The 25,521-nt window shown below is 63.7% G+C and carries 23 protein-coding genes; 11 read left to right on the plus strand and 12 right to left on the minus strand.

Annotation, left to right across the window (positions count from 1 at the left end):
• Positions 1-116: 116 nt before the first annotated feature.
• From modC to J5I97_RS04435, 6 genes are all read right to left on the minus strand, one after another.
• Positions 117-731, minus strand: coding sequence for a molybdenum ABC transporter ATP-binding protein (gene modC / locus J5I97_RS04410; protein WP_208589324.1), 615 nt, complete (start codon positions 729-731; stop codon positions 117-119).
• Positions 731-1,417 carry a molybdate ABC transporter permease subunit gene (modB, locus tag J5I97_RS04415; RefSeq protein ID WP_208591553.1) on the minus strand — a complete coding sequence of 229 codons (687 nt, stop codon included), beginning with the start codon at positions 1,415-1,417 and terminating at the stop codon, positions 731-733. The genes modC and modB overlap by 1 nt, the downstream gene beginning before the upstream one ends.
• A 15-nt stretch (positions 1,418-1,432) precedes the next feature.
• Positions 1,433-2,209 carry a molybdate ABC transporter substrate-binding protein gene (gene modA / locus J5I97_RS04420; RefSeq protein WP_208589326.1) on the minus strand — a complete coding sequence of 259 codons (777 nt, stop codon included), beginning with the start codon at positions 2,207-2,209 and terminating at the stop codon, positions 1,433-1,435.
• A gap of 76 nt (positions 2,210-2,285) precedes the next feature.
• Complete coding sequence (locus J5I97_RS04425; RefSeq protein ID WP_208589328.1) at positions 2,286-3,110, minus strand: MBL fold metallo-hydrolase; 825 nt, start codon at positions 3,108-3,110, stop codon at positions 2,286-2,288.
• Between the two features lie 13 nt (positions 3,111-3,123).
• Complete coding sequence (locus tag J5I97_RS04430; RefSeq protein ID WP_371885828.1) at positions 3,124-4,056, minus strand: S1/P1 nuclease; 933 nt, start codon at positions 4,054-4,056, stop codon at positions 3,124-3,126.
• Positions 4,026-4,640, minus strand: a complete 615-nt coding sequence (locus J5I97_RS04435) for an OmpW/AlkL family protein (protein ID WP_208589338.1) — start codon at positions 4,638-4,640, stop codon at positions 4,026-4,028. Before J5I97_RS04435 ends, J5I97_RS04430 begins: the two co-directional genes overlap by 31 nt.
• Before the next feature lie 390 nt (positions 4,641-5,030).
• Here J5I97_RS04435 and gap point away from each other — a divergent pair, with 390 nt between their 5' ends.
• The 6 genes from gap to J5I97_RS04465 all read left to right on the plus strand — a co-directional run bounded on the left by gap (position 5,031) and on the right by J5I97_RS04465 (position 12,184).
• Positions 5,031-6,032, plus strand: coding sequence for a type I glyceraldehyde-3-phosphate dehydrogenase (gene gap / locus J5I97_RS04440; RefSeq protein ID WP_208589346.1), 1,002 nt, complete (start codon positions 5,031-5,033; stop codon positions 6,030-6,032).
• Between the two features lie 213 nt (positions 6,033-6,245).
• Complete coding sequence (locus J5I97_RS04445; RefSeq protein WP_238135639.1) at positions 6,246-6,716, plus strand: hypothetical protein; 471 nt, start codon at positions 6,246-6,248, stop codon at positions 6,714-6,716.
• Positions 6,717-7,183: 467 nt separating this feature from the next.
• Positions 7,184-8,359 (plus strand): phosphoglycerate kinase, encoded by a 1,176-nt coding sequence (locus J5I97_RS04450; protein ID WP_208589349.1) that lies wholly within the window; start codon positions 7,184-7,186, stop codon positions 8,357-8,359.
• Positions 8,356-9,003, plus strand: a complete 648-nt coding sequence (locus J5I97_RS04455) for an HAD family hydrolase (protein WP_208589351.1) — start codon at positions 8,356-8,358, stop codon at positions 9,001-9,003. Before J5I97_RS04450 ends, J5I97_RS04455 begins: the two co-directional genes overlap by 4 nt.
• A gap of 188 nt (positions 9,004-9,191) precedes the next feature.
• On the plus strand, positions 9,192-10,658 hold the full coding sequence (gene pyk, locus J5I97_RS04460) for a pyruvate kinase (protein ID WP_208589358.1): 1,467 nt from the start codon (positions 9,192-9,194) through the stop codon (positions 10,656-10,658).
• 521 nt (positions 10,659-11,179) lie between these two features.
• Positions 11,180-12,184, plus strand: a complete 1,005-nt coding sequence (locus J5I97_RS04465; protein WP_208589360.1) for a class I fructose-bisphosphate aldolase — start codon at positions 11,180-11,182, stop codon at positions 12,182-12,184.
• Positions 12,185-12,323: 139 nt separating this feature from the next.
• Here J5I97_RS04465 and J5I97_RS04470 read toward each other — a convergent pair whose 3' ends face one another.
• From J5I97_RS04470 to cobA, 3 genes are all read right to left on the minus strand, one after another.
• Positions 12,324-12,893, minus strand: a complete 570-nt coding sequence (locus J5I97_RS04470) for an O-acetyl-ADP-ribose deacetylase (RefSeq protein ID WP_208589362.1) — start codon at positions 12,891-12,893, stop codon at positions 12,324-12,326.
• A 314-nt stretch (positions 12,894-13,207) separates the two neighbouring features.
• Positions 13,208-14,167 (minus strand): cysteine synthase A, encoded by a 960-nt coding sequence (gene cysK, locus J5I97_RS04475; RefSeq protein WP_208589364.1) that lies wholly within the window; start codon positions 14,165-14,167, stop codon positions 13,208-13,210.
• Positions 14,168-14,183: 16 nt separating this feature from the next.
• On the minus strand, positions 14,184-15,389 hold the full coding sequence (gene cobA / locus J5I97_RS04480) for a uroporphyrinogen-III C-methyltransferase (protein ID WP_208589366.1): 1,206 nt from the start codon (positions 15,387-15,389) through the stop codon (positions 14,184-14,186).
• Between the two features lie 161 nt (positions 15,390-15,550).
• On the opposite strand from cobA, the gene J5I97_RS04485 reads away from it, so the two are divergent.
• Positions 15,551-16,534: a LysR family transcriptional regulator gene (locus J5I97_RS04485; protein WP_208589368.1), complete on the plus strand. Its 984-nt coding sequence runs from the start codon at positions 15,551-15,553 to the stop codon at positions 16,532-16,534.
• Between the two features lie 158 nt (positions 16,535-16,692).
• Positions 16,693-16,974 carry a hypothetical protein gene (locus tag J5I97_RS04490; protein ID WP_208589370.1) on the plus strand — a complete coding sequence of 94 codons (282 nt, stop codon included), beginning with the start codon at positions 16,693-16,695 and terminating at the stop codon, positions 16,972-16,974.
• A gap of 331 nt (positions 16,975-17,305) precedes the next feature.
• On the opposite strand, the gene J5I97_RS04495 is transcribed toward J5I97_RS04490, so the two are convergent.
• Positions 17,306-18,502: a sensor histidine kinase gene (locus tag J5I97_RS04495; RefSeq protein ID WP_208589371.1), complete on the minus strand. Its 1,197-nt coding sequence runs from the start codon at positions 18,500-18,502 to the stop codon at positions 17,306-17,308.
• A 313-nt stretch (positions 18,503-18,815) separates the two neighbouring features.
• Between J5I97_RS04495 and J5I97_RS04500 the strand changes: the two genes are divergently transcribed.
• The 3 genes from J5I97_RS04500 to J5I97_RS04510 all read left to right on the plus strand — a co-directional run bounded on the left by J5I97_RS04500 (position 18,816) and on the right by J5I97_RS04510 (position 23,013).
• Complete coding sequence (locus J5I97_RS04500) at positions 18,816-19,253, plus strand: DUF2946 family protein (protein WP_208589373.1); 438 nt, start codon at positions 18,816-18,818, stop codon at positions 19,251-19,253.
• Positions 19,254-19,453: 200 nt separating this feature from the next.
• A complete protein-coding gene (locus J5I97_RS04505; RefSeq protein WP_208591556.1) occupies positions 19,454-21,457 on the plus strand; it encodes a TonB-dependent receptor in 2,004 nt (667 codons plus the stop codon).
• Positions 21,457-23,013, plus strand: coding sequence for a PepSY-associated TM helix domain-containing protein (locus tag J5I97_RS04510; RefSeq protein ID WP_208589375.1), 1,557 nt, complete (start codon positions 21,457-21,459; stop codon positions 23,011-23,013). Before J5I97_RS04505 ends, J5I97_RS04510 begins: the two co-directional genes overlap by 1 nt.
• Here the strand turns inward: J5I97_RS04510 and J5I97_RS04515 are convergent, their stop codons facing one another.
• Positions 23,014-23,742: a phosphoadenylyl-sulfate reductase gene (locus J5I97_RS04515; protein ID WP_208589377.1), complete on the minus strand. Its 729-nt coding sequence runs from the start codon at positions 23,740-23,742 to the stop codon at positions 23,014-23,016.
• Positions 23,739-25,445 (minus strand): assimilatory sulfite reductase (NADPH) hemoprotein subunit, encoded by a 1,707-nt coding sequence (gene cysI / locus J5I97_RS04520; protein WP_208589384.1) that lies wholly within the window; start codon positions 25,443-25,445, stop codon positions 23,739-23,741. Before cysI ends, J5I97_RS04515 begins: the two co-directional genes overlap by 4 nt.
• Between the last annotated feature and the right edge of the window lie 76 nt (positions 25,446-25,521).

The following is a 25,521-nucleotide window of genomic DNA, read 5'->3' on the forward strand; positions in this document are numbered from 1 at the left end:
GTTCTCAGGTCCTCGTAACCGACGCACAGAACGTGCGGTGCCCGCGTTTGCAACTGCTGTTTCGAGCGGCGACCACGCCCGCCGGAATCGTCGCATAAGCGCTCGGCTAGTAGTAGTCACTCCAGCGCATGCACGCTGTCGGCAATACGTTGCACCTCGTCGGGATTGTGGCTGACGTAGAGCATCGGCAAGCGGATCTCGTCGCGCACCCGCTGCAGATAAGGGATCAATTCTTCCCGGCGCGCCCGATCCAGCGCCGACAACGGTTCGTCGAATAACAGGATTGCCGGCTGCGACAACAGCGCCCGCCCAATCGCTACGCGCTGCGCCTCGCCACCGGAGAGATTGCGCGGCTGACGTTGCAGCAGCGGGCCGATGCCCAGCAACGCCACCACATCGTCGAACCCGAACGGCGATGTGCCACGCGCATGGCGACCGTAGCGCAGGTTGCGCCGCACATCCAGATGCGGGAACAACCGCGCATCCTGAAACACGTAGCCGATCCGGCGCTTGTGCGTGGGCAGGTTCACGCCTTGTCGATCGTCGTACAGACACCGCCCATCAATGCGAATATGCCCAGCATGCGGACGCACCAGCCCAGCAATCGCATTGAGCACGGTGGTCTTGCCGGCGCCGGACGGACCAACCAGCGCCACCACGCGCGCAGCGTCCTGGATGCGGATACGCCGCTGGAAGTTGCCGCGCCGCAGCTGCAGGTCGATATCGAGCATCAGTCTTCCTCGCGCGGATGCGGCCTGCGCACCAGCCACTCGGACAGCAACAGCGCCGCCAGCGAGAGCGCCAATGCAACGCCTGCCAGTCGCCACACGCCCGATTCCATACCCGGCACCTGCATCAAGCCGTAGATGGCCGACGACAAGGTCTGCGTTTCGCCCGGAATGTTGGAGACGAAGGTGATGGTCGCGCCGAATTCGCCCAAGGCCTTGGCGAACGCCAGCACCACGCCAGCGACCAATCCTGGCCAGGCCAGCGGCAAGGTGATGCTGAAGAACACCCGCCATGGGCCCGCGCCCAGCGTGGCGGCGGTAGCTTCCAGGCGGCGGTCGGTGGCCTCGATCGACAAACGGACCGCGCGCACCATCAACGGGAATCCCATGATTGCACACGCCACCGCCGCGCCGGTCCAACGGAAGGCGAACTGGATGCCGAGGTGTTTCAGCAGCCAGCTGCCGACCGGCCCCTGCGTGCCCAGTACCACCAGCAACGCATATCCGGTGATTACCGGCGGCATCACCAACGGCAGATGCAGCAGTGCGTCCAGCAGCGTCTTGCCCGGAAAGCGGCGCCGCGCCAGCAGCCAGCCGCAGGCGATGCCCGGCGGCAGGCTGGCGAGTGCAGCGACGGTGGCGACCTTGAGACTCAAGCCGATTGCAGTCAGCTCTTCCGGGGTGAACATCGACAACGGCGCGCCTCAATTCTTCAACGAAAAGCCACGACGGCTGAAGATCGCCTTGGCCGGCGCACTGCGCAGCCATTGCACGAACGCGGCCGTAGCGGGATTGCTGCTGTTCTTGAGCGCAGCAACCGGATACACGATCGCATCGTGGCTGTCGTCGGGAAAGGTGGCGACAACGCGCACCTTGGCATCGGCACGTGCGTCCGAACCGTACACGATGCCCAGCGGCGCTTCGCCACGCGACACCAGCATCAATGCGGCGCGCACACTCTCTGATTCGGCGAGGCGGTTGCTCAAACCATTCCAATGACCGAGCTTGCGCAACGCGGCGGCGGCATATTTGCCGGCCGGCACGCTGTTGGTCTGGCCAACGGCCAAGCGCCCGCTTGCGCCAAGCGCCCTGGTAATGGCGCCTGGCGTGCGCGGATCCACGCGGACCTTGCTGTTCGCCGGTGCAATCAACACCAGCGTATTGCCGAGCAGATTGTGGCGCTGCGCAGGCACGACCAAGCCGCGCTGCTGCAGATAGTCCATCCACGCTAGATCGGCCGAAAAGAACACGTCCGCCGGTGCGCCTTGTTCGATCTGACGCGCCAGCGCGGAGCTCGCTGCATACGATATACGTATCGGCGTGCCGGATGCTTTTTCGTAAGCGGCCGCGGCTTCGTCCATCGATTCCTTCAGGCTGGCGGCGGCAAACACCGTCACTGGCGCTGTCTGTGCAGTGGCCAACACGGGCAAGGCAAGCATCAGTATGCAGAACGCGCGCTGCCCAAAACCGATTGTGCGCATGTACAAGCTCCAGAAGGGTCGGACATCGATCATAACGGCTGCGCGCCGTGACCCGCGTGGCGAGCACGAACGAACGCTATGGAGCCAAGCCTTTGCAGCGTCCCGCCTGAAGATTGGCCTGCAACGCGGGCCTGATCAGTTTGGGCTCGGGCAAGGTGGCATCGCGCGCCTGGCGCTGGGCCACGAATGCGTCGATATCGGCTCCATCGCGTACATGGATGTTGCTGCGCCGCTGTTCGCCGATGCTGGTCTGGTGCGCCACGGCGCGACCGCCCGGGCCGTAGTCGTGGCAGACGAACACACGCGTGCTCTCCGGCAGCGCGTACAGGCGTTGGATGGAGGCATACAGTTGCCGCGCATTGCCACCGGGAAAGTCGCAACGCGCCGTGCCCGCGTCGGGCATGAACAACGAATCGCCAGGAAACAGTGCATCGCCGATCAGATACGCAATGCTGTCGCTGGTGTGCCCAGGCACGGCGATGATGCGTGCGCAGATGCCGCCGAGCATGAAGCGCTCTTCGTCGGCAAACAGATGATCGAATTGCGAGCCGTCGGCACGAAAGTCCTCCGGCAACGCATAACGCGGCGCAAGCGTCTGCTGTACATCCCGAATCCCTTCACCGATACCGATGCGCGCCTGCGGCCAGTGCTGTTTCAGCCATTGCGCGGCGGACAGATGATCGGCATGCGCGTGGGTTTCCAGCAGCCACTGCACCTGCCACCCGTGGTGCCGGATAGTAGCGACGATGGCTTGTGCCGCGTGCGTGCCGACTTGGCCTGTGTCCGCCGCGTAGTCCAGCGCCGGATCGATCACCGCAGCCGCACCGGACGCCGCATCGGCGACCACATAGGTGAAGGTGTTGCTGTCGGCATGAAAGAACGCAAGGACTTGGGGTTGCATCGGCGTCTCCACGTCAGGGGCTTGCCAGCGCCGCATTGAGGACGGCGGCCAGTCGATCGCCGGCGACGCGCAATTGGGTTTCGGCAATCGGACGATAGGTTGCGATGTAGCCGCCAGGCAATGCGTGCGCGCTTGGGTACACGCCCGGAGTGACGGCGATCTTGCACGAGGCCTGCGCCCAGGCCGCAGCGGGCGGCGGCAGCACCGACGACACTGCGGCGGCTGCCGGCAATGCCAACAAGCGTTGCAGATAGGCATCGTCGCTGAGATGGCGGTCGTTGAGCATGCCGCTATCCCACAACGCATGCAGATTGCTGCCCTTGCCATCGACCTGCAGCTGGAAATCGTTGCCTCCCTTGTCGTGCGCGTAACCTGCGTGCATGGGCTGATGGATGTCGCCGACAAGATGCACCACGAACTTCAAGGCCTGGCGGCGCACGTCCAGCGGTTGGCTGCGGTCGCCGAGCAATGCGGTTTGCTTCTCCAGCGCGTCGATCACGCAGTTGCCATCCGGGCAGTCGCGTGGCGGGGCGTAGCCGCAGTCGTGTTCGGCAAGGTTGACGTAATGCCACCGCCCGGAGCGCTTGCCCAGATCCGGATCGTACTCGCGCACTTCGTCGGCCCAGGTGGCCACCCCATGCAGCGTGGGGTCCGGCTCGCCAGCAAGCAACTGCGCCACCTGCGCACGCGCTTGCGTACTTAGCTCGGTTTCGGCAACACGCGCCACCAGGCGGTGGCCCTGCGGGCCCCAGGCGAATGCGCTGGTGGGCTGGAATGCTGCGGCAACGGCTGCAGCGAGAACGAATGCATATGGGGAGAAGGTCTTCATCCCGCAATTGTACGCATCGCTTTGGGACGGTTTGATGGCCGTCCCGGTCGAGCGACAGCCACGCCTCGAGGTGGCGTCCGCAACGATCAGAAATAGACCAGATACGACATGCCGCAGGTCAGCGGATCGATCTTCGCCTTGCCCAACCGCGCGCCGTTGAAGTCGACGTTGCTGCGCGAGTCGGCCCAGCGTGCATCCACACGCAAGCCGCTGCGCTCGTTGAAAATGAAGTCCACGCCGACATGTGCGGTGGCACCGACCGAGTCTTCGAAGCTCAGATCGCCATTGCCGGACGCTTTGTCGGTGTCTTCGCCGAGGAAGGTGGTGTAGTTGATGCCGATGCCCACGAAAGGCGACACCGTGCCGTAACCGTTGATGTGATATTGCAAAAGCACGCTCGGCGGTACCGACCAATAACTGCCGACCTTACCGACGCCTTCGAGTTCGAAGTCGTGCTTGCCCGCGACCGCGGCGTGTACCTCGATGCCGAGGTTGTTGCGGATGAAGTATTCGTAGGTGAACGACAGCGTCGGTGCGCCCTTGATCTCGGCACGTGTGCCGCCGAAGGTGCCGCTGTTTGACGTGGGCAAGACATAGCCGACGCCGTAGCCAGTCGTCCAGTGGCCGGCCGACTGGGCAAGAGCGGGTGGGGCCGAAGCGGCCAGTGCGATGGCGAGGGCGGTGCGAATCAGCGTGTTCATGGAGTTCCCGGTAAGTCGGACAGGCGGTCGACGTGAACTAGCCTGTCCGCACTCCGGCGGTGGATCCACGTCCCTGGACAGCAAGTTTGCCAGAGATGCGCCGCGCACGCCCCCCTGATTCAGAACCGGTGCACGTGCACCAGTTCGTAGACCAGTGGGTCGATGTTGGCCGTGCCGATAATGAATCCGATCGTCATGGCCAGCCGATGTCGTGGGCAGCCACGTTCGGGGCGTCATGCCTGCAGGTGCGGACCAAGGCAGCATCACCAAGTCGTCCAACAGCGGAGCCTGCCGACAGATTCCCGATTCCCGGCCACCCAAGTACGACGCTGCTAGAATGGCGATCCCTTTTCATCCGCCGCGCCGTCGCGGCCGCAGGAGCTAGTGAACATGGCAATCAAGGTTGGCATCAACGGATTCGGTCGCATCGGCCGCAACGTGCTGCGCTCTGCTGTGCAGAACTTCGCCAATGACATCGAGATCGTGGCCATCAATGACCTGCTCGAGCCCGACTATCTGGCTTACATGCTGCAGTACGACTCGGTGCATGGCCGCTTCAAGGCCGAGGTGTCGGTCGACGGCAACACACTGATCATCAACGGCAAGAAGATTCGCCTGACCCAGGAGCGCGACCCGGCCAACCTTAAGTGGGATGCCATCGGCGCCGAGGTGGTGATCGAGGCCACCGGTTTGTTCTTGACCAAGGAAACCGCACAGAAGCACATCGAGGCGGGCGCCAAGAAAGTGATCCTGTCGGCACCGTCCAAGGACGACACTCCGATGTTCGTCTACGGCGTCAACGATCATAGCTACAAGGGCGAAGCGATCGTCTCCAATGCCTCGTGCACTACCAACTGCCTGGCGCCGTTGGCCAAGGTGATCAACGACAAGTGGGGCATCAAGCGCGGCCTGATGACTACCGTGCACGCGGCCACCGCTACCCAGAAGACTGTCGACGGCCCGTCGAACAAGGACTGGCGCGGTGGACGCGGCATTCTGGAGAACATCATTCCGTCCTCGACCGGCGCTGCCAAGGCGGTGGGCGTGGTGATTCCGGAACTCAACAAGAAGCTTACCGGCATGAGCTTTCGCGTGCCGACCTCCGACGTCTCGGTGGTCGACCTCACCGTCGAGCTGGAAAAGCCGGCCACTTACGCCGAGATCTGCGCCGAAGTGGAGGCACAGAGCGAAGGCGCCCTGAAGGGCATCCTGGGCTACACCGAAGACAAAGTGGTAGCTACCGATTTCCGCGGTGAAACCTGCACCTCGGTGTTCGACGCCGACGCCGGCATCGCGCTGGACTCGACCTTCGTCAAGCTGGTGTCCTGGTACGACAACGAGTGGGGCTATTCCAACAAGTGCCTGGAAATGGTGCGCGTTGTGGCGAAGTAAGCACTGCGCCCATGTGACGAAAAAAGGCTCCGGCATGCCGGGGCCTTTGTTTTTTGACTATCGGCTTTTGATATTTTCTGCGCGATCACACTTGTTCTCGCCGCCACAAGATGTGGACTTTGAGGTAAGCATGTGCGCTAATTTGCGCTCACGGCGGCCGTTCCCGTGTCGTGTACGAAGGATCGGGGAACTCCATGGATCGAGAGAATAACGATGAATAAATTTTTGGTAGGCGCTTTAGCGCTCGGTGTGGTGATTGGGTTTTCGCTACCGTTGAACAGCTGGGCGGCGAAAAAACATACTGGTACGCCGGCCTGGATGAATGCTGACGGTGAAGTGATAAAGTCGTCCGACGTCGAGGCTGGCTATGGCGAGACCGTCAAGGGAGTCAACGACTATGAGGGCGAAATCACCGGCAAGCCTGCACCGGGCAGCAAGTTTACCCAGCTGAAGATCGGCATGCCGATGAAGCAGGTCACCGATCTGATCGGGCAGCCGACCGACCAGGGTTCCTATGTCACCGGCAAAGCCTTCATCCCGTTTTTCTACGGTGGAGATCGCTATCGCCATGAGATGGCCTACAAAGGCCAGGGTCGTCTGGTGTTCGCCGGCAAATCGATGGACACCGGCGGCAACCTGATCTGGATCATCCACAACAAGAACGACAGCGGCTACCGCGAATAGGTTTGAAACGCCCGGTTCTTCCGGGCGTTTTTTTAGGTCTGCAGCTCTGTGCGTGGCGCCGTTACGTGCGGCTATCGTTCACCGCATTCCGCAACGGTCTAGCTGATGCGGTTTGGCACTGCGTGTGCTGCATAGCTCGGCCGCCAATCGCAACGACTCACTCCCACATGCGTCGCAGTACGGTTTGCCGCTGCGGCGCGAAGGTCCGACAATGGTCTTTCCCCCGTCGCCAAGGCAGTCGCATTGCCCGTCGTGTTCGACCGACCACAGTTCGCGCGCCCTGCGCTTGCGGCGGCGATGCGCGTGGGATCCATCGACAAGCCTGCGTCGTGGCGCAAGGCCGGCATTGGACGGCTGAGCCATGGCCTCTGCCAGCGCAGCGCTCAGACGTGGGCGTTCTCTGCATTAGCTGCGTCTCCGATCCCCATTGCCGATTCTCCATTCCCCCGACTTAACGAGCTAAGCCCATGTCCATTGTCCGCATGACCGACCTCGATCTGACCGGCAAGCGCGTGCTGATCCGCCAGGATCTCAACGTGCCGATCGACAACGGCCAGATCACCTCCGAGCAGCGCATCACCGCCTCGGTGCCCACCATCAAATTGGCGCTGGAAAAGGGCGCTGCGGTGATGGTCACCTCGCACTTGGGCCGCCCCAAGGAAGGACGCTGGACCGAAGAGGATTCGCTGGCGCCGGTGGCCGCGCGTCTGACCGCTCTGCTGGGCGTGGACGTGCCGTTGGTGCGCGACTGGGTCGATGGCGTGGAGGTCGCGCCGGGCCAGGTGGTGTTGCTGGAAAACTGCCGCATGAATGTCGGCGAGGGCAAGGACGACCAGACGCTGGCGCGCAAGTACGCCGCGCTGTGCGATGTGTTCGTCATGGATGCGTTTGGCACCGCGCATCGCGCGCAGGCGTCTACGCATGGCGTGATCGGTTTCGCTCCCGTTGCTGCGGGTGGCCCGCTGTTGATGGCCGAGCTCGACGCGCTGGCCAAGGCGCTGGACAACCCGGCCAAGCCGTTGCTGGCGATTGTGGCCGGCAGCAAGGTGTCGACCAAGCTGGAGCTGCTGTCCAACCTGGTCAACAAGGTCGACCAGCTCATCGTTGGCGGCGGCATCGCCAACACCTTCATCGCCGCCGCCGGGCATGACGTTGGCAAGTCCTTGAACGAGCCGGATCTGATTCCGACCGCCAACCAGATCGTCGCCGATGCCAGGACGCGCGGCGCAGAGATTCCGTTGCCCACCGATGTGGTCGTCGCCAAGCAGTTCCTGCCCGATGCCGCCGCCAGCGTGAAGTCGCTCGCTGAAGTCGAGGCCGATGATCTGATTCTGGACATCGGGCCGCAGACTGCCGCGCGCTATGCCGAGCTGATCGCCAAGGCCGGTACCGTGGTGTGGAACGGGCCGGTTGGTGTGTTCGAATTCGAGCCCTTCAGCCACGGCACCGAAACGCTGGCGCGAGCCATCGCCGCTTCCAAAGCGTTCTCGATTGCCGGCGGTGGCGACACCTTGGCTGCGGTGGACAAGTACGACATCGCCAACGACGTGACTTACATCTCCACCGGTGGCGGTGCGTTCCTTGAATTTCTGGAGGGCAAGACCTTGCCGGCCGTGGCCGCACTCCAGGCCCGCGGCAAGTGAGTGCAGCCACGCTGTTCTTCGATCTGGACGGCACCCTGGTCGATTCGGAGCCGGGCATCGTCGCCAGCATCGTGCATGCCTTCGACGAAGTGGGGCAGCCGCGTCCATCGGCGCAGACGCTGCGCGCGTGGATCGGCCCGCCACTGCGCGATAGCTTCAGCGAATGCTTTCCGGATGATCCGGAACTGGTGCAGCGCGTGCTGGCGTTGTATCGCGGGCGCTACGAGGCAGTGGGTTGGACCGAGCTCAGCGTGTTCGATGGCATCGGCAATGTGATTGCCAGCCTGCATCGCGCTGGTCATCGCTTGGCGGTGGTCACGTCAAAGAACGAACGCTACGCGCGCCGCATCGTCGAGCATTTGCCGTTCGGGGCGTGCTTCGAAGAGGTGATCGGTGCCAGCGAAGACGGCCAGCGCCGCTTCAAGCCGGGCCTGATCGCCGAAGCATTGCGCCGTTTGAACATCGAAAAAACCGGCTGCGTGATGATCGGCGACCGTCGCATGGATATCGACGGTGCCAACCACCACGGCATCCACAGCATCGGCGTGTTGTGGGGCTTCGGCGACGAAGCCGAGTTGCGTGCCGCAGGCGCCGGCGCAATCGCGCACGAGCCCGCCGAATTGCGTGCATTGATCGAGGCGTAAACAGTCTGTTCTTCACCGCTACCGCGTTAGGGTTGCACCCGCATCGTCAGCACGCAGCACGGGCGCGCTGCGCATGTTCCGCATTGTGTTCACGACATGCCGGAATACGAGGGTGGCTATGCCGCAATGCCATTCTTGGGGCGTAACGTGTGTGTTAAGTTCCGCGGCTTGTAATAGGGGAGGCCATCATGAAAGAGCGTCAACGCCGCACCAAGATCCTCGCCACACTCGGACCGGCAACCGATCCGCCCGGCGTGCTGGACGCCTTGTTCAAGGCGGGCGTCAACGTGGTGCGCCTCAACTTCAGCCATGGCGACCCGTCCGGCCAGGCCAAGCGCGCCGCTGAAGTGCGTGCCGCTGCCGTGCGCGTCGGCGCCGAAGTCGGCATCCTGGCCGATCTGCCGGGGCCGAAGATCCGCATCGAACGCTTCGCCGAAGGCAAGATCAATGTGCGCATGGGCGAGCGCTTCGACCTGGTAGCCGATGCCAACGCGCCGGCCGGCGACCAGCATCAGGTGGGCGTCAGCTACCTGGGCTTGCCGCAGGACGTGACCGCCGGCGACGTGCTGCTGCTCGACGATGGCCTGGTGCAGTTGCAGGTGACCGAAGTGCAGGGGCAGCGCATCGTCACCACCGTGCTCAACGATGGCGTGTTGTCCGACCGCAAGGGTTTGAACAAGCAGGGCGGCGGTCTGTCGCTGGGCGCGTTGACCGATCGCGACAGGGAGCTGATCGGCATCGTCGCCAAGATCGGCGTGGACTTTATCGCAGTGTCGTTCTGCCGCAACGCTGAAGACATGAACGATGCGCGCGGCATCGCGCGCCAGCACGGCTGCGATGCCGCGCTGGTGTCCAAGATCGAGCGCACCGAAGCGATCGAGAACCTGGTCGAGATCGTCGAAGCCTCCGATGTGGTGATGGTTGCGCGCGGCGATCTGGGCGTGGAAATCGGCGATGCCGAATTGCCGGGATTGCAGAAGAAGATCATCCGCGAATCGCTGGCGCAGAACAAAGTGGTGATTACCGCCACGCAGATGCTGCAATCGATGGTGGAAAGCCCGATCCCGACCCGCGCCGAAGTGCTCGACGTGGCCAACGCCGTCATCGATGGTACCGATGCTGTGATGCTCTCGGCCGAAACCGCCGCCGGCGCCTACCCGGTGCGTGCGGTGGAGGCGATGGCGCGCATCTGTCTGGGTGCCGAGCGTCAGTTCGAATTCGATACCGATTTCGAAGCGGCGCAACGCAATCTGCAGCGCGCCGACCAGGCGATCGCGATGGCCACCATGTTCCTGTCCGAGCACATCGGTCTGGCCGGTGTCGTTGCGTTGACCGAGTCGGGCGGCACGCCGCGTTACCTGTCGCGTTTTCGCTCCAACATGCCGATCTACGCCTTCACTCGCCACGATGGTGCACGCCGCCACATGGCGATGATGCGTGGCGTGTTCCCGATCAGCTTCGACAGCCGCGGCATGACCCCGCGCGAAGCCGCGCGTGCGGCGATCCGTCTGCTGGTGGAGAACGAGCGCATGGGACCCGGGGCACGCGTGGTGTTCACCAGCGGCGAGCACATGGAAACCCACGGTGCCACCAACACGCTGCGTCTGCTGGAAGTGGGCGAAGACGGCCGCGCCAGTGGCTTGGGCGAGCTGTAACGTTTGGGCTGATCACGTTGTGCGTCGTCGTTTGATGCGTGACGCGAGTAAGCGGTGTTGTGTGCAAACACAGTGGCGGCATGCGGGTCGCCGTTGTGCTGTGTGAACTCGGGTGTGTTGCAAAGTGCGCCTGCATGCAACACGCCGCGTCGCGCCAAGGCGCCACGCCATCGGCACCATCTGATGAGCGTCCCACTCCGATCGCGCAAGCGGGTCGCGATCGATAGCAGCAGTTGCAACCCGCGCGCGTGCCGATAGCTGGTATCGAATTCTCATCGTTCCGCGCCATGAGTGCCGTACATGCAAGCATCCGAACCGTGCGCGTCGCTGCATTGTCTCAAGTGCCCTACTGCTAGCAGTAGCGTCAGTACTTAGCTCGTTGGCGGCGCACGCAGCGCGATGTGGGCCGCATATCCTGTCACGTAAAATACGTGTAATCGGTTGCAGACATTCCGTGAAGAAATGTGCGCGACGTTCGTCGCTATACTTTCGTTCTCCCCCGTAGCTGCCACAGGAACTACATGAGCATCGAACAGCTTGCCGAAACCGCCCAGGCCATGGTCGCCCCGGGCAAGGGCATCATCGCCATCGACGAATCGACCAGCACGATCGCCAAGCGTTTTGCCAGCGTCGGTATCGAGAACATCGAGGAAAACCGTCGCGCTTACCGCGAACTGCTGCTGACCACGCCCAAGCTGAGCGACTACATCTCCGGCGCCATTCTGTTCGATGAGACCATCCGTCAGAAGACCAAGGACGGCATGCCGTTCGCCGAGTACATGACCGCGCACGGCATCATCCCGGGCATCAAGGTCGACAAGGGCGCGCAGGCGCTGGCCGGTATGCCGGGCGAGCTGGTGACCGAAGGCCTGGACGGGCTGCGGGCACGGCTTGAGGAGTACTACACGCTGGGCGCGCGTTTCGCCAAGTGGCGCGCGGTCATCAACATCGGCGAAGACATTCCCTCCGGCACCTGCATCGAGGCCAACTCGCATGCGCTGGCGCGCTACGCCGCGCTGTGTCAGGAACAGGGCCTGGTGCCGATGGTCGAGCCGGAAGTGATCATGGACGGCGACCACGACATCGAGACCTGCTACGAAGTCACCGAAGCCACGCTGCGTTCGCTATTTGGCGCCCTGTATGAGCAGAATGTCGTGCTAGAAGGCACCATCCTGAAGGCCTCGATGGTCATCTCGGGCAAGGGCTGCGAAGAGCAGGCAAGCGTCGAAGAAGTGGCCGAGTCCACCGTGATGTGCCTGAAGTCGACCGTGCCGGCGATCCTGCCGGGCATCGTGTTCCTGTCCGGCGGCCAGACCGACGAGCAATCCACCGCGCACCTCAACGAGATGCACCAGCTCGGCAATCTGCCGTGGCCGCTGAGCTTCTCCTATGGCCGCGCCATGCAGCAGGCCGCACTCAAGCTCTGGGCCAAGGACATGACCGGCAACTTCGCCAAGGCGCAGCAGATCATTTATGAGCGCGCCAAGGAAAACGGCCTAGCCGCGCTGGGCAAGTGGAAGGGCTAATCGTTTCGTCGACCGCAAGGCCAGATCACTTGTAAGACGCAAAACGCCGGCAGTAATGCCGGCGTTTTTTGTTTGCATCGATACAGCAGCATCCATGTGATGTCGCGTCGTGCATCTACTCATCACTCCACTCGAACCCTCAACACCCTGTGATCGCCTGCGTCGGGCAGTTGGCATTTGCCGTTTCCCGAGCAGCCAAGGCTTGCTGATACGTTTTGTAGGTCGCCTCGTTATAGGCCACCAACACGATGTGCTTGGGCAGCTTGTGCGAGCGCTGCCAGTGGCGTGTTTCGGTCACGGCAATGCGGGCAGCCTGATACAGCGGGTAGCTGTAGATGCCGCAGCTGATCGCCGGAAAAGCGATCGAATGCAGCATCATTTGCTCGGCCAATTCCAGCGATTGCCAATAGCAGCTGGCCAGTTGCTCCGGCTCGTTGTGCTTGCCGTCGCGCCATACCGGACCGACGGTATGAAATATATGGCGTGCCTTGAGATCGAAGCCGTCGGTGATGCGGACTTCGCCGGTGGGACAACGCACGCCCGGACGTACTTGCGGCACTGCTTTGCAGGCTTCCAACAAGCGCGGGCCAGCAGCACGATGGATGGCGCCATCGATGCCTCCACCGCCCAGCAGTGATGCGTTGGCGGCGTTGACGATGACCTCAACGTCGAGTTCGGTGATGTCGCCTTGCCGGACTTGGATTCTCATAGCGTGATAGTTATGGGGTTTGCATGATGGGCGCATGATGAGTCAAGCGCTTCGGAACCTGCACGCTAGCGGCGATTCATCTCATCTGCTGCGACCTTCGGACGGGTTCGATCCGACGCTGATACCGGCCGCTTGCAAATCTTTTGAGACGATCGACTACGTCAATGGCCCATGGCCTAATTCTCACTTGCTCAACGCGATGAGCCAGCGGCGAACGCGCGCGCAGTAATCGTTGTCATGACATGCCAATTCGGCACGCAGCCGCGCTTTATCGTCAGGATGAAGCGGCTCACCGCCACGGTCGAGCCGATCGATCAGGGCAGGCCAGCCAGCCAGTCATCGTCGGAGCCTTCGTTGATGTCGGCGAACAGTGGTGTGGAGAAGTAACGCTCGCCAGTGTCGGGCAACATCGCCAGCACCACCGCACCCGGCACCGCGTTTTCGGCTACGTGAAGTGCAGTGGCCACGGTGGCGCCGCCGGAGATGCCGGTGAAGATGCCTTCCTCGGCAGCCAGGCGACGCGCCACGCTGATCGCGTCGGTGTCTTCCACGCTCAGCACTTCATGTGCGACGTCGCGATTGAGCACTTCCGGCACGAAGTCCGGGGTCCAGCCCTGGATTTTGTGCGGCTTCCAGTCCTGGCCCTGCAACAGCGCCGCGCCGGCCGGCTCGGTGGCGGTGATGCGCACTTCCGGGCGGGCCACGCGCAGCACTTCGCCCACACCGGTGAGTGTGCCGCCGGTGCCCCAGCCGGTGACGAAATGGTCCAGCCGGTGGCCGGCGAAATCGCGCAGGATTTCCGCCGCAGTGGTGTTGCGGTGATAGGCTGGATTGGCCGGGTTGGCGAACTGGCTGGCCAGGAACCAGCCGTGCTGCTCGGCCAGTTCCCTGGCCTTGCGCACCATGCCGCTGCCGCGCTCGGCGGCCGGGGTCAGGATCACCTTGGCACCATAGGCGCGCATCAGCTTGCGGCGTTCGATGGAGAAGGTTTCCACCATGGTGGCGACGAACTTGTACCCGCGCGCGGCGGCCACCATCGCCAAGGCAACGCCGGTGTTGCCGGAAGTGGCTTCGACAATGGTGTCGCCGGGCTTGAGCAGTCCACGCTGCTCGGCGTCCAGCACAATTGCCAGCGCCAGCCGGTCCTTGACCGAGCCGCCCGGATTGAACGCCTCGACCTTGACGTACAGTGTCACCTGCTCCGGTGCTAGGCGATGGAGTTTGACCACCGGGGTGCGGCCGATGGTGTCGAGAATGTTGTCGTACAGGGCCATGGGGTCTCCGTCGGAATCAGGCTGCGTGAGCGAGTGTGGGCGCGTCGGGCGTTGCGATGGGTGAGTGCGGGGGCGGCTGAGCGGTCAACGGCGGCGCGCCGAACCAGTGCAGTGTCCCGGCCAGCGCCGCCACTTCGCCCAGAATCAGCAAGGCCGGCGCATGCACCGCATGCTGCTGCGCGCTCGCGGCCAGGTTGGCCAGTGTGCCGGTGATCACGCGTTGCTGCGGGCGCGAGCCATTTTCGACCAGTGCGAACGGGGTGGTAGGCGCGCGGCCGGCCTGCAGCAGGCGCTGCTGGATGTCGCCCAGCCCCGCCACTCCCATGTAGAAGGCCAATGTCTGGCGTTCCTGGCCGAGCGCGTGCCAGTCGAGCGTGTCCAGCGAATCCTTGCAGTGCGCGGTGATCAGTCGCAGCGATTGCGCGTGGTCGCGATGGGTCAGCGGAATGCCGGCATAGGCGGCGCAGGCGATCGCGGCGGTAATGCCGGGAATGACCTGGAAGCCGATACCGTGGTCGCGCAGGAATTCCAGCTCTTCGCCGCCGCGACCGAACACGAACGGGTCGCCGCCTTTCAGGCGCACTACCCGACGACCGGCGCGTGCGTGTTCGCGCATCAGTGCGTGGATCTGCTCCTGGCGGGTGCTATGGCCTTGGGCGGCCTTACCGACTTCGATGGAGAGTGCACCACGGCGTGCAAGGCTCAGGATCTGCGGGCTGACCAGGCGGTCGTGGAGCACCACATCGGCCTGCCTTAGGGCGCGCAACGCATGCCGGGTGAGCAGGCCGGGATCGCCGGGGCCGGCGCCGACCAGAGTCACGCTGCCGGGGGGCAACGTGCCAACTGCAGTGCGCGTCGGCGGGGAACGTACTGGTGTCTCTGTTGCAACGGCCTTCGTGGGGTCGTGCGTGAGCAGGCGGCGCGCACTCGCAGCGGCACGCAAGGCGTCGTTGAGTTCCGGCGCAGTGCTTGCGGCGATGGTCAGCCAGACCGGTTGATCGGGCAATTCCAGCCATGCCGGGTCGAACCGGCCCAACAGCCAGCGCAGCTGCCCGGCCTGCGCCCAGTTGCGCAACTGCGGGGTGAGCTCCAGCGCACCGACCAGCGGCAGCGCGCCAGCCTGCAGCAGGTTTGCAGTGGCGCGCTCGGCATCGGTACCGCCACCGACCACCAGGACGGCACGGCCACGCAGGTCGGCAAGGAGCGGGAACACAGAGGGCACGGACTGGATCGTCGAGAAGGGAGGCCAGACCGTAACGCCGCCTTATAGCCGTCGGAAATGACTTCATACTCCTTGAAAATAGCGTTCGGTTATAAGCTGGCTCGCAGAAGTCCTTTACAGTCGAGCCCCTGTAGCGCCTCGCGCTTTCTTGGAGACAGCCAATGACGCTGACTCAACTTCGCTATCTGGTTGCCATCGCCGATGCCGAGCTGAACATCACGTTGGCCGCAGCGCGGGTGCATGCGACCCAGCCCGGTCTGTCCAAACAGCTCAAACAGCTGGAGGACGAGCTGGGTTTTCTGTTGTTCGTGCGCAAGGGGCGCAGCCTGGACGCGGTGACGCCGGCCGGCGTGGAGGTGATTGAACGCGCGCGTGCGGTACTGTCCGAAGCCAATAACATCCGCACTTACGCGGCCAATCAGCGCCGTGAGAGCCATGGTCAGCTGACCCTCACCACCACCCACACCCAGGCGCGCTTTGTGCTGCCGCCAGCGGTGGCGCAGATCAAGCACGCCTACCCGCAGGTGAGCGTGCATCTGCAGCAGGCGGCCGAAAGCGCAGCGCTGGATCTGCTCAGCCAGGGCGATTCCGATATCGCCGTGGTCAGTACCGCCGGTGGCGAGCCGAGTGCCGGCATCGCGGTGCCGCTGTACCGCTGGCGCCGGTTGGTGATCGTGCCGCGCGGCCACCCGCTGGATCAGGTACGCAGCGCCCCCGACATGCAGGTGCTGTCGCAGCACCCGCTGATCAGCTACGAATCCTCCACGCGGCCGGGCTCATCGCTGCAGCGCGCATTTGCGCAGGTCGGGTTGGTGCCGAGCATCGCGCTGACTGCGCTGGATGCGGACCTGATCAAGACCTATGTGCGCGCTGGCTTGGGTGTCGGCCTGGTGGCAGAGATGGCTGTCAGCGCCAGCGACGAGGATCTGCGCGCCTGGGCCGCACCGGTGCCGATCGCCGAGTGCATCGCCTGGGCGGTGTTGCCGCGCGACCGGGTGCTGCGCGACTACGCATTGGACTTGGTGCATGTACTGGCGCCGCAGATCGACAAGCGCGATCTGCGCCGCGTGCTGGACGGCAACCAGGCACCGGCCTGGCCGCCGCCGCCGACCTGGGAGTCGCTGACCCAGACCATCACCAACTGAGCGGTTGTCGAGGAGACTGCGTCGCCATGAGGTTGCGTGGTCGACACACGAAACCTGCATGGCTCGCGACGCGTACACTGTGGCTTCAGCGCGAGGGCGGTGCACCCGGGGCCGCCCTCGCGCGAGGTCCTGTCAGCCGCTCTGAGGCATTGCAACCGATGACCGAGACACTGCGTCCGCCACTCAGCAGGGTGTGGTCTTCCGAACCGGACGGCGGTATGTCGCTGCAACTATCGGCCGGCATCGATGGGCGCGAGCATGAGGTACTGACGGTACAGGCCGACCCGCACGACGAATCGTTGTGGGTTGTGCTGCACGCTGGCGGCACGCAGGTGCAGATTCCGTTGGCGGTGCTGCGCCAGGTGTTGGAGGTCGCAGCGGAGGATGTGCATTCGGCGGACTGGTTTGCGCGGCAGGATGCAGAGGCGTCTGAATTCTGACTGCACGTGTCAGGGCTCGCCAGCCCGCGTTATCGGCGTGCATCAAGTTGCGCTTGGCCCTGTCGAAAAGCTCGATAGCAACCGTGACACGCCATCCTTGGACGTCTAGGGGTGGATTGCGTAGAACCGGCGATGCAGTGGATCGCGTCGCCGGTTTGTCTGGTTGTGTGGTCGAAGGCTGCCGGCGCTGTCGCATCACTGCTGCGTAAAGCTGCGCGATGGAGCGGGCTCGCGCATCCGGACCCTGGGGAGAGACCTTGCGTGCTTGGTGGCGCAGCTGGGTCATGAGTTCGGGTCCGCTTTATTTACGCCAATTTTGCAGTAGCTGCCCTCAGGCCAGCGGAATCCGTACCGAAAAACAGGTGCCGCCTTCCGGGCGCGAACGCACGTCCACCTCGCACCTCAGCGTTTCGGCAGTGCGGTGCACGATCCACAGACCGATGCCCAATCCATCGCTGTGTGGATCGGCCTGGCGGAATGCCTGGAACACCTGATCGGGTTGATCCAGATTCAAACCGATGCCGCTGTCGATGATTTCCACCACCGCGAAACCGGGGCGGCGACGGGTGCCGACCAGCACGCTTCCGCGTTCGGTGTATTTGATGGCATTGCCGACCAGGTTGCCGATCAAAGTGGTCAGCAAGGTGGGGTGGCTGCGCACACGCAGCGAGGTGGGTACATGACGTAGCGCCAGGCATTTGTCGATCGCCGGCTGCCGCCATACGCCCAGCACCGCATGCAGCACGTCTTCCAGCGGGATCGGTTGCAGATCCGGCGTGGCGGTCTTGCTTGCGGCCGCCAGCGTGGCGATTTCGTCGAGGCTGCGCGTCACCAGACCGATTGCATCGCGCGCGGTCACCAGGATCGGAATGGAGTCGACATTGGCATGCCGGCGCATCTTGTCGATGGCGTAGGCGGCAGTGCGCAATGGGGTCTTCAGATCATGCCCGGCAATGGCCATCAGCCGGCTGCGGTAGCGGTCGGATTCTTCGGCGATCAGCAGCGCACGGCGCAGTTCCAGCTGCGCCATGGTCTGACGAGCCAGCGCACGTAGCGCTTCGATCTGCTCGTCGGTGAGCTGACGCGGCTGCCGGTCAAGCACGCAGACCGTGCCCAGCGGCAGGCCGTCGGCAGTCCTGAGCACGGCGCCAGCGTAGAAGTACAGCGGCGCTTCGCCAGTGACCAGCGGATTGCGTGCAAATCGCACGTCGCTGCGGGTGTCGGGGACCACCAGTACGTCGTTATCGAGCAACGCATGCGCGCACATCGATTTGAACAGCGGCGTCTCGCGCTCGCCCAGGCCGCGCTCGCTCTTGAACCACTGGCGGTCGTCATCCACCAGGCTGATCAAGGCGATCGGGGTCTGGCAGATGATCGAGGCGAGCCGGGTGATGTCTTCGAAGGCCGCCTCGCGTGGCGTATCGAGAATGCGGTAGCCGCGCAGCGCTTGGAGGCGCAATGCTTCGCTGGGCGGTTTGGGCGCGCAGGGAAATGGCTCAGCCGCTGGATCGGACAGGACGGTGCTCATGCGCGCGCAGCATCAATTGGGATGATATGCAAGCATAGGGCATGACAGAGGGCGTCATGTGTCCCCGATCACATCCCCGCCTGGAAGTGTGACTGCCGACCTGGAAAAAAAGGATATCAGTGACGTTCGAGTGACGATGGCAAGCGCTGGTTGAATTGCGAGCTGTCGGTGTCTGCGACGTCTCAAACGTCTGCAGCCTGCGCGTGCCCGGTGCCGTTTGGTACGGGCGCCGGATCCGATCCAGGGTGCGACATCCGGTCGCGCACCGGCTGCAACCATCGCTCCCAAGCACCCGGCGGCATACACTTCAACGATGCTGCGTTCGTTCCGCCGTCACCGGTTGCTGCACCTGCTTGCCTGTCTGGCGGTGGCGCTGATGCTGGTGGCTCCGCTGATCAGTCGCTGGAGCCAGGCGCAGGCGGGCGAGCCGATGTGCATGAACGGGCCGGCTCTGGATGCGAGCAGTTCGCTGCATGCCGATCATCTGTCCATGTCGTTGCAGACTGCGGCGCATCGGCACGTCAGTGCTGATACGACAGCGCACCTTGCCGGTGGCCACGACGCGGCCATGCATGGCGAAGCCTGCGACTACTGCGTACTGGCTGCGCGGTTGCTGCCATGGCTGGCATGGGTGGCGCTGTGTCTGTTGCAACTCCGGCCATCGCCGGTTCCAGTGCACGTCAATGCACGGACATGGTCGGCCTTGCGCTGGGCCGCCCTTGGGGCACGTGGGCCACCTCTGCACGCATGAGCCTTGCCCCATCGCGAGCGTCCACGCTGTTGCGTCCATTGCGCGCCTGATCCTTCGGCGTGTCTGCAAGCAGAGCGACGGACACTCGTTCCTTGAGTGAGTGATGCCTGCGGCCGCTGTTGCGGCGTCGCACGGCTGTGTTGCCGTACTGCGACGGCGAAGGCGAAGGGTTGGACATGTGTTTGCGGTTGTTGAAAACGATGTGGTACGCGCCGTCATTGGCGCTGGTGTGGGCGCCTGTATGCCATGTGCAGGCACAGGACGCGGCATTGACGCTGGGCAAGGTGCAGGTGAGCGAACAAAGTCAGCGCAGCCCGAGCACGGCGCGGGTGCTGAGTTCGGTGGATGTGATCGGCGGCGAGCTGCTGCACGATCAACATGTGGACTACAGTTGGGAATTGCTGATGCGTGCGCCGGGCGTGCAGGTCACCCAGTTCCGCATGGGGACCGATGCTGGGCGGTTCTCGTTCCGTGGCTTCAATGGCGAGGGGCGGATCAATGCGGTGAAGCTTCTGATCGATGGCATCCCCAGCAACGACAATGCCGGCGGCATGCCGTATCTGGATGCGGTGTTTCCGCAGGACATCAGTGCGATCGAAATCGTCCGCGGCACCAACGACGCGCGCTACGGTTCGAACGCGATCGCCGGCAGCGTGGATGTGCTGACCCGCACCGGTGGCAACGATGGCCTGCTGAGCGTGACCGCCGGCAGCTTCGGTGCACGTGAGGTGCAACTGGGCAAGGGCTTGGAAAACGGCGCCTGGAGCCAGAACTATGGGTTGGCGTGGCGCGATTGCGATGGCTATCGCGCGCACGCCGATGCGCGCAAACGTAGCGTGGCCGGCAAGTGGTTCTACACCGACCCGGACGGTGCTTTCCGTGCCGGGCTTACCACCCGCTACTACGACAACCATGCGCTGGAAGCCGGCTATCTGGATGCGGCCGCCGCGCTTACAGCGCCGCGCAGTTCGCCCACGTATGCGCAGGACGATAGAAGCGAACGCAGCGTGCGGCAGACTGCGTTGCACGCCGAGGGTAAGCTTGCTGCGGATGCGCGATGGAGCGCCAAGGCCTACCAGAACGACTATCGCAATCAGCGCTGGGTACGGTTTTCTGCCGCCGGCCTGCAACAGGAACGCGATACCGATGAAACCCACCGCGGGCTGTTGTTTCGCGGCAACTGGCAGCCCGACGGGGGCGCGCTGGCGACCAATCTCCAAGCCGGCGTGGATGCCCAGTGGCAGGACAATCGGTCGCAGCGCTACCGCACCGTCGCACGCGTGCGCGGTGCGCAATTGCGCAATTGGAACTACGACCTGCGTACGCGCGGTGCGTATGTGCAGGCGGTGCTGACGCCTGTTCCAGGTTTGCAGTTAGTGCCGGGGTATCGCATCGACCGCGTCGATGGCCAGCTGCACGATGCGCTGGCCGGCATCTACGCGCCTACCTACGATTACGGCACCATCAAGCAGCCCAAGTTCAGTGCCAGCTATCAATTCGCCGAGCAGAGCAGCGTTTACGCAAATTGGGGCCGTACCTTCCAGATCGGCAGCGGCGATGGTGCGTATCGGCGCCAGCCGGCATCTCTTGGCCCGTCGATCAACGCTGGTTGGGAGGCCGGTTTCAAGTTCGCACCGTCGGCTGTGATGGACGGGCGCCTAGCGTATTGGCAACAACGTGCCTCTGGCGAGGTCGCGACCATTTTAGGAGTGAACGGCGTGGTCGGTGTCGGCGATGTCGCCAACGTGGGGCGCACGCTGCGGCGTGGCTGGGATGCACAGCTCAACCTGCAGCCGGCCGAACACTGGCGTATGTGGATGTCGTATTCGCGCCAGAAAGCCAGCATCGCCACGCCCGATCCGAGTGCTCCGGCCACGCGTGGCAAAGAGATCGAAAACGTGCCGCATTGGTTGGCGACCGCTGGGCTGGAGTGGCAGGTCAGTGCAGCCGTACAGCTTAGCGCCTGGGGCAATGCGCAAGGCGATTATTATCTGGAGCGCAGCAATACGCTGGGCCGCACCGGTGGTTACGCCTTGCTCAATCTGGGCGCGCGCTGGAACGTGGATGCGCGCAATGCGCTCAGCCTGCAGCTGCGTAACATCACCGATCGTGCGTATGTGTACGCCTGGTACGACAGCGGCAGTTCCGGGTATTCGCCGGGTGATGGGCGTGCGCTGTCGCTGTCGTGGGACTGGAGTTTCTGATGCACGCCATCACTGCCCGAGGCAGCGTGACCGAGGCGCGTCAGGACAGCCGCTGGCGCTTTTATGGTGCGGTGTGGCGCTGGCATTTCTATGCCGGCTTGTTGGTGCTGCCTTTCATCATCTGGCTGGCGCTGACCGGTGCTGCGTTTTTGTACCAGGAGGCGATCGATCGTACTGTGCACCATGGACTGAAAGTGGTGCCGGTGGGCGAGACTCGCGTCTCCGCGCAGCGATTGGTCGATGCCGCTCAGCGTGCTTATGGCGGCACATTGTTCCGCTTCACCACGCCTAAGCATGCCGACGCCAGTGCCGAGATCGGGCTGGTCGATGCGCAGGGCGCGCGGCATGTGGTCTACGTCGATCCGTATCGCGCACGGGTGCTTGGCACGCTGCCGGAGCATGGCACGCTGGCTTGGACGATTCGCCGGCTGCACAGTCTTGAATTGCTCGGTCCGTTTGCGCGCGGGTTGATCGAGATGGCGGCGGGGTGGGCCATCGTGCTGGTGCTTACCGGGGTGTATCTGTGGTGGCCGCGCGGACGACGCGGCGGCGGGGTGGTCAGTGTGCGCGGCAAGCCGGTGCAACGGTTGTTCTGGCGCGATCTGCATGCGGTGACCGGCGCGGGCGTTGGTGCGATATTGCTGTTCCTGGCGCTGACCGGTATGCCGTGGTCGTGGCTGTGGGGTGCGCAGGTCAATCGCTGGGCCAATGGCCATGATTTTGGATATCCCGCTGGCCTGCGCGTGCAGCAACCGATGTCGCAACAGCGGCTTGTCGACAGTGGTGAGCCTGCGTGGTCGTTGCGACAGGCGCGCGTGCCGCAATCTGTGGTACCTGGGCGCGGAGTTGCTGCGTTGGATGCTCGGTTGCGTGATGGGCAGGGTGGGCTGCAGGCGGATGCGTTGCGTGCGACCGACACTCGCCCCAACCACTTTCCCCATGAAGGCGACCGAAGTCCCGGTGGGAGAGCGGCTAGCTTCCATGCTGCACACTCAGAACACACGGCCCACGGTGGCGCCGGAAGTGTCGCTGTGCCGGGACTTGGGGCGATGGGGCTGGATGCGGCGATGGAACGCTGCGAGGCGCGCGGTATTGCTGCGGGCTACAGCGTGGCGCCGCCGCGTGGTCCTACCGGCGTGTATACCGCCTCTGTCTATCCGGCCGATCTGCAACGTCAGCGCGTGATTCATCTGGATCAATATAGCGGTGCGGTGCTGCTGGACATGGCCTACCGCCATTACGGACCGGTAGGGCGCGCGCTGGAATGGGGCATCAACGTGCATCTGGGCCAGCAGTACGGCACTGCCAATCAAGTGATCCTGTTGCTGGCTTGCGCGGCGATCGTGCTGTTGTGCGTCAGCGCTGCAGTGATGTGGTGGAAGCGGCGCCCGGTCGGCGGGCTGGGCGTGCCGCCAATGCCGCCCGATCCTGGCACGCTGCGCGGCCTGATGGTGGTGCTGGTGATATGCGGGCTGATCTTTCCGCTGGTCGGTGTGTCGTTGTTGATGATGTGGCTGCTGGATCGGTATTGGATTGGCCGATCGCCGCGCGGTTGATCAGATGTCTTCGTGGATGCCGCACTCGCGCTTGAGCCCGAAAAAGCGCGTGTCCTCTTCGCGCATGCCAGGTTCCCAGCGACGCGTGGTGTGAAAGTCGCCGATCGAGACGTAGCCCTGTTCCCACAGCGGGTGATACGGCAGATCGTGCGCTTGCAGGTATTGCCACACATCGCGATCGGTCCAATCGGCGATCGGGCTGATCTTGTAGCGGTCGCCGCGCTTCTGCACGATCGGTGTCTGCGCGCGGCCGCCGGACTGGCTGCGGCGCAGGCCGGTAAACCAGGTACCTACGTTGAGCTCGTCCAACGCGCGCCGCATCGGCTCTACCTTGCGCAGGTTGTTGTACTGGTCGATGCCGACCATGCCTTGCTCCCACAAGCGGCCGTGGCGCGCTTCCATCCAGGCGCGGCTAACCAGTGGGCGGTACACCTTGAGATTGAGCTTGAGCCTGTCGGTCAAGGCGTCGGCAAAGCGGTAGGTTTCCGGGAACAGATAACCGGTGTCGATCAGGATCACCGGAATGTCCGGGCGCTGCTGGGTGAGCAGGTGCAGCGTCACCGCCGATTGCGCGCCGAAGCTGGACGACAACGCTGCATCCTGCCGGCCATGTTGCAATGCCCAGGCCACGCGTTGGTCGGCACGCAAGGTGTCCAGATGTGCGTTGAGCGCGTCCAGGTCGTCCAGCGCGGAAGAGGGAGCGGTCGAGGTGACAGGCAGCGCGGTCATGCGAGCAATTCCAGGTCGAGGTAGCGGTGCGTGGGGTAGGGTGGCAGCGCGATCAGACCGCTGCGATGCAGGAAATCGCCGAAGCCTTCGTTGTTTGCTTGATCGCGTTCGGCGGCGTAGCGGGCTAGCAGCGGCTCCAGTGCGGTCAGGATCTCGGCTTCGGTGATGTTGTCGCGATACAGCGTGTTCAACCGCTGGCCGCGCCGATCGCCGCCTAGCATCAGGTTGTAGCGGCCGGGTGCCTTGCCCACCAGCGCGATCTCGGCCAGGTAAGGCCGCGAGCACCCGTTGGGGCAGCCGGACAGGCGCAGCACGATCGGCGTGTCGGCCAGTCCGTGCTGCTGCAGCAGCGGCTGCAAGGCGGCGCTGAAATCGGGCAGATAGCGCTCTGCCTCGGCCATCGCCAGGCCGCAGGTGGGAAGCGCCACGCAGGCTATCGCGCCGCGTGCCAGCGCAGTGGCAGCGTGATTGCCGGCATCCAGCGCGTATTGCGCGACCACTGCATCGACCCGTGCGCGCTCGCTGGCCAGCACACCGGCAATCACCAGATTTTGGTTGGGCGTCATGCGGAACTCGCCGAGGTTCAACTGCGCGATCGCACGCAGCCCGCTCAGATGCGCCGCGGTCTCGGTATCGGCGATGCGTCCGGCCGGCAACGACAGGGTCAGATGGCACAGCCCGTTGTCGCCCTCGACCCAGCCATAGCGGTCGCCGTTGTGCTCGAACGCGAAATGCTTTGCCGGCTGCAGCGCAAACCCGGCACGGCGTTCGATCTCGGTCACGATGGTATCCAGGCCATGATCGTCGATGGTGTACTTGAAGCGCGCACGCTTGCGCACCGCACGGTTGCCGAAGTCGCGCTGGGTGGTGACCACTGCAGTGGCGATGTCGAGCAATTGATCGCGGGTGACAAACCCGATCACATTGGCCACGCGTGGCCAGGTTTCTGCATCGCCGTGGCTGGCACCCATGCCACCGCCGATGCTGATGTTGTAGCCGAGCAGTTGCTCGTTGCGCAGGATCGCAATGAAACCCAGATCGTTGGCGAACACGTCCACATCGTTGAGCGGCGGCGCGGCGAAACCGATCTTGAATTTACGCGGAAGATAACGATCGCCGTAGATCGGTTCTTCTTCGCTGCCCGAGCCGGACACGCGCTCTTCGTCCAGCCAGATTTCGTAGTACGCGCGCGTATTGGGCAGTAGATGCTCGGACACGCGCGCGGCATCGGCATACAGCGTGGCGTGCGCCTGCGACACCAGTGGATTGGCGGCCACCTGCACATTGCGATTGACGTCGCCGCATGCAGCAAGCGTGTCGATCAAGGTCGCATTGATCGCCTGCATGGTCGCCTTGAGTTCGCGCTTGATCACGCCATGGAACTGAAATGCCTGGCGCGTGGTGATGCGCAGCGAATGATTGGCGTAACGCGTGGCGATGCCATCCATCGCCAGCCACTGCGTGGGCGAAATCACCCCGCCCGGCGTGCGCGTGCGGATCATGAACTGATACGCCGGTTCGAGCTTTTGCCGACGCCGCTCATCGCGAATATCGCGGTCGTCTTGCTGATAGCTGCCGTGATACTTGATCAGCGTTTGATCGTCCTCACGCAACGCACCGGTCACCGCATCGGCCAGGCTTTGTTCCAGCGACCCGCGCAAACGGCGACTTTCGGATTTGATGTCTTCGACGGAATGGCTCATGACGGGATTCGGCATTGGTGATTTGGGATTGGCAAAAAGAAACAACGAGCAGCGACACGACAACACCACGACCCCA

It is taken from the genome of Xanthomonas fragariae, from assembly GCF_017603965.1.
GTDB lineage: Bacteria > Pseudomonadota > Gammaproteobacteria > Xanthomonadales > Xanthomonadaceae > Xanthomonas > Xanthomonas fragariae_A.

Coding starts and splice junctions, on each gene's coding strand:
- modC (WP_208589324.1), bottom strand. CDS start 731: ATGCTCGATATCGACCTGCAGCTGCGGCGCGGCAACTTCCAGCGGCGT.
- modB (WP_208591553.1), bottom strand. CDS start 1,417: ATGTTCACCCCGGAAGAGCTGACTGCAATCGGCTTGAGTCTCAAGGTC.
- modA (WP_208589326.1), bottom strand. CDS start 2,209: ATGCGCACAATCGGTTTTGGGCAGCGCGCGTTCTGCATACTGATGCTT.
- J5I97_RS04425 (WP_208589328.1), bottom strand. CDS start 3,110: ATGCAACCCCAAGTCCTTGCGTTCTTTCATGCCGACAGCAACACCTTC.
- J5I97_RS04435 (WP_208589338.1), bottom strand. CDS start 4,640: ATGAACACGCTGATTCGCACCGCCCTCGCCATCGCACTGGCCGCTTCG.
- gap (WP_208589346.1), top strand. CDS start 5,031: ATGGCAATCAAGGTTGGCATCAACGGATTCGGTCGCATCGGCCGCAAC.
- J5I97_RS04445 (WP_238135639.1), top strand. CDS start 6,246: ATGAATAAATTTTTGGTAGGCGCTTTAGCGCTCGGTGTGGTGATTGGG.
- J5I97_RS04450 (WP_208589349.1), top strand. CDS start 7,184: ATGTCCATTGTCCGCATGACCGACCTCGATCTGACCGGCAAGCGCGTG.
- pyk (WP_208589358.1), top strand. CDS start 9,192: ATGAAAGAGCGTCAACGCCGCACCAAGATCCTCGCCACACTCGGACCG.
- J5I97_RS04465 (WP_208589360.1), top strand. CDS start 11,180: ATGAGCATCGAACAGCTTGCCGAAACCGCCCAGGCCATGGTCGCCCCG.
- J5I97_RS04470 (WP_208589362.1), bottom strand. CDS start 12,893: ATGAGAATCCAAGTCCGGCAAGGCGACATCACCGAACTCGACGTTGAG.
- cysK (WP_208589364.1), bottom strand. CDS start 14,167: ATGGCCCTGTACGACAACATTCTCGACACCATCGGCCGCACCCCGGTG.
- J5I97_RS04485 (WP_208589368.1), top strand. CDS start 15,551: ATGACGCTGACTCAACTTCGCTATCTGGTTGCCATCGCCGATGCCGAG.
- J5I97_RS04490 (WP_208589370.1), top strand. CDS start 16,693: ATGACCGAGACACTGCGTCCGCCACTCAGCAGGGTGTGGTCTTCCGAA.
- J5I97_RS04495 (WP_208589371.1), bottom strand. CDS start 18,502: ATGAGCACCGTCCTGTCCGATCCAGCGGCTGAGCCATTTCCCTGCGCG.
- J5I97_RS04500 (WP_208589373.1), top strand. CDS start 18,816: ATGCTGCGTTCGTTCCGCCGTCACCGGTTGCTGCACCTGCTTGCCTGT.
- J5I97_RS04505 (WP_208591556.1), top strand. CDS start 19,454: ATGTGGTACGCGCCGTCATTGGCGCTGGTGTGGGCGCCTGTATGCCAT.
- J5I97_RS04510 (WP_208589375.1), top strand. CDS start 21,457: ATGCACGCCATCACTGCCCGAGGCAGCGTGACCGAGGCGCGTCAGGAC.
- J5I97_RS04515 (WP_208589377.1), bottom strand. CDS start 23,742: ATGACCGCGCTGCCTGTCACCTCGACCGCTCCCTCTTCCGCGCTGGAC.
- cysI (WP_208589384.1), bottom strand. CDS start 25,445: ATGAGCCATTCCGTCGAAGACATCAAATCCGAAAGTCGCCGTTTGCGC.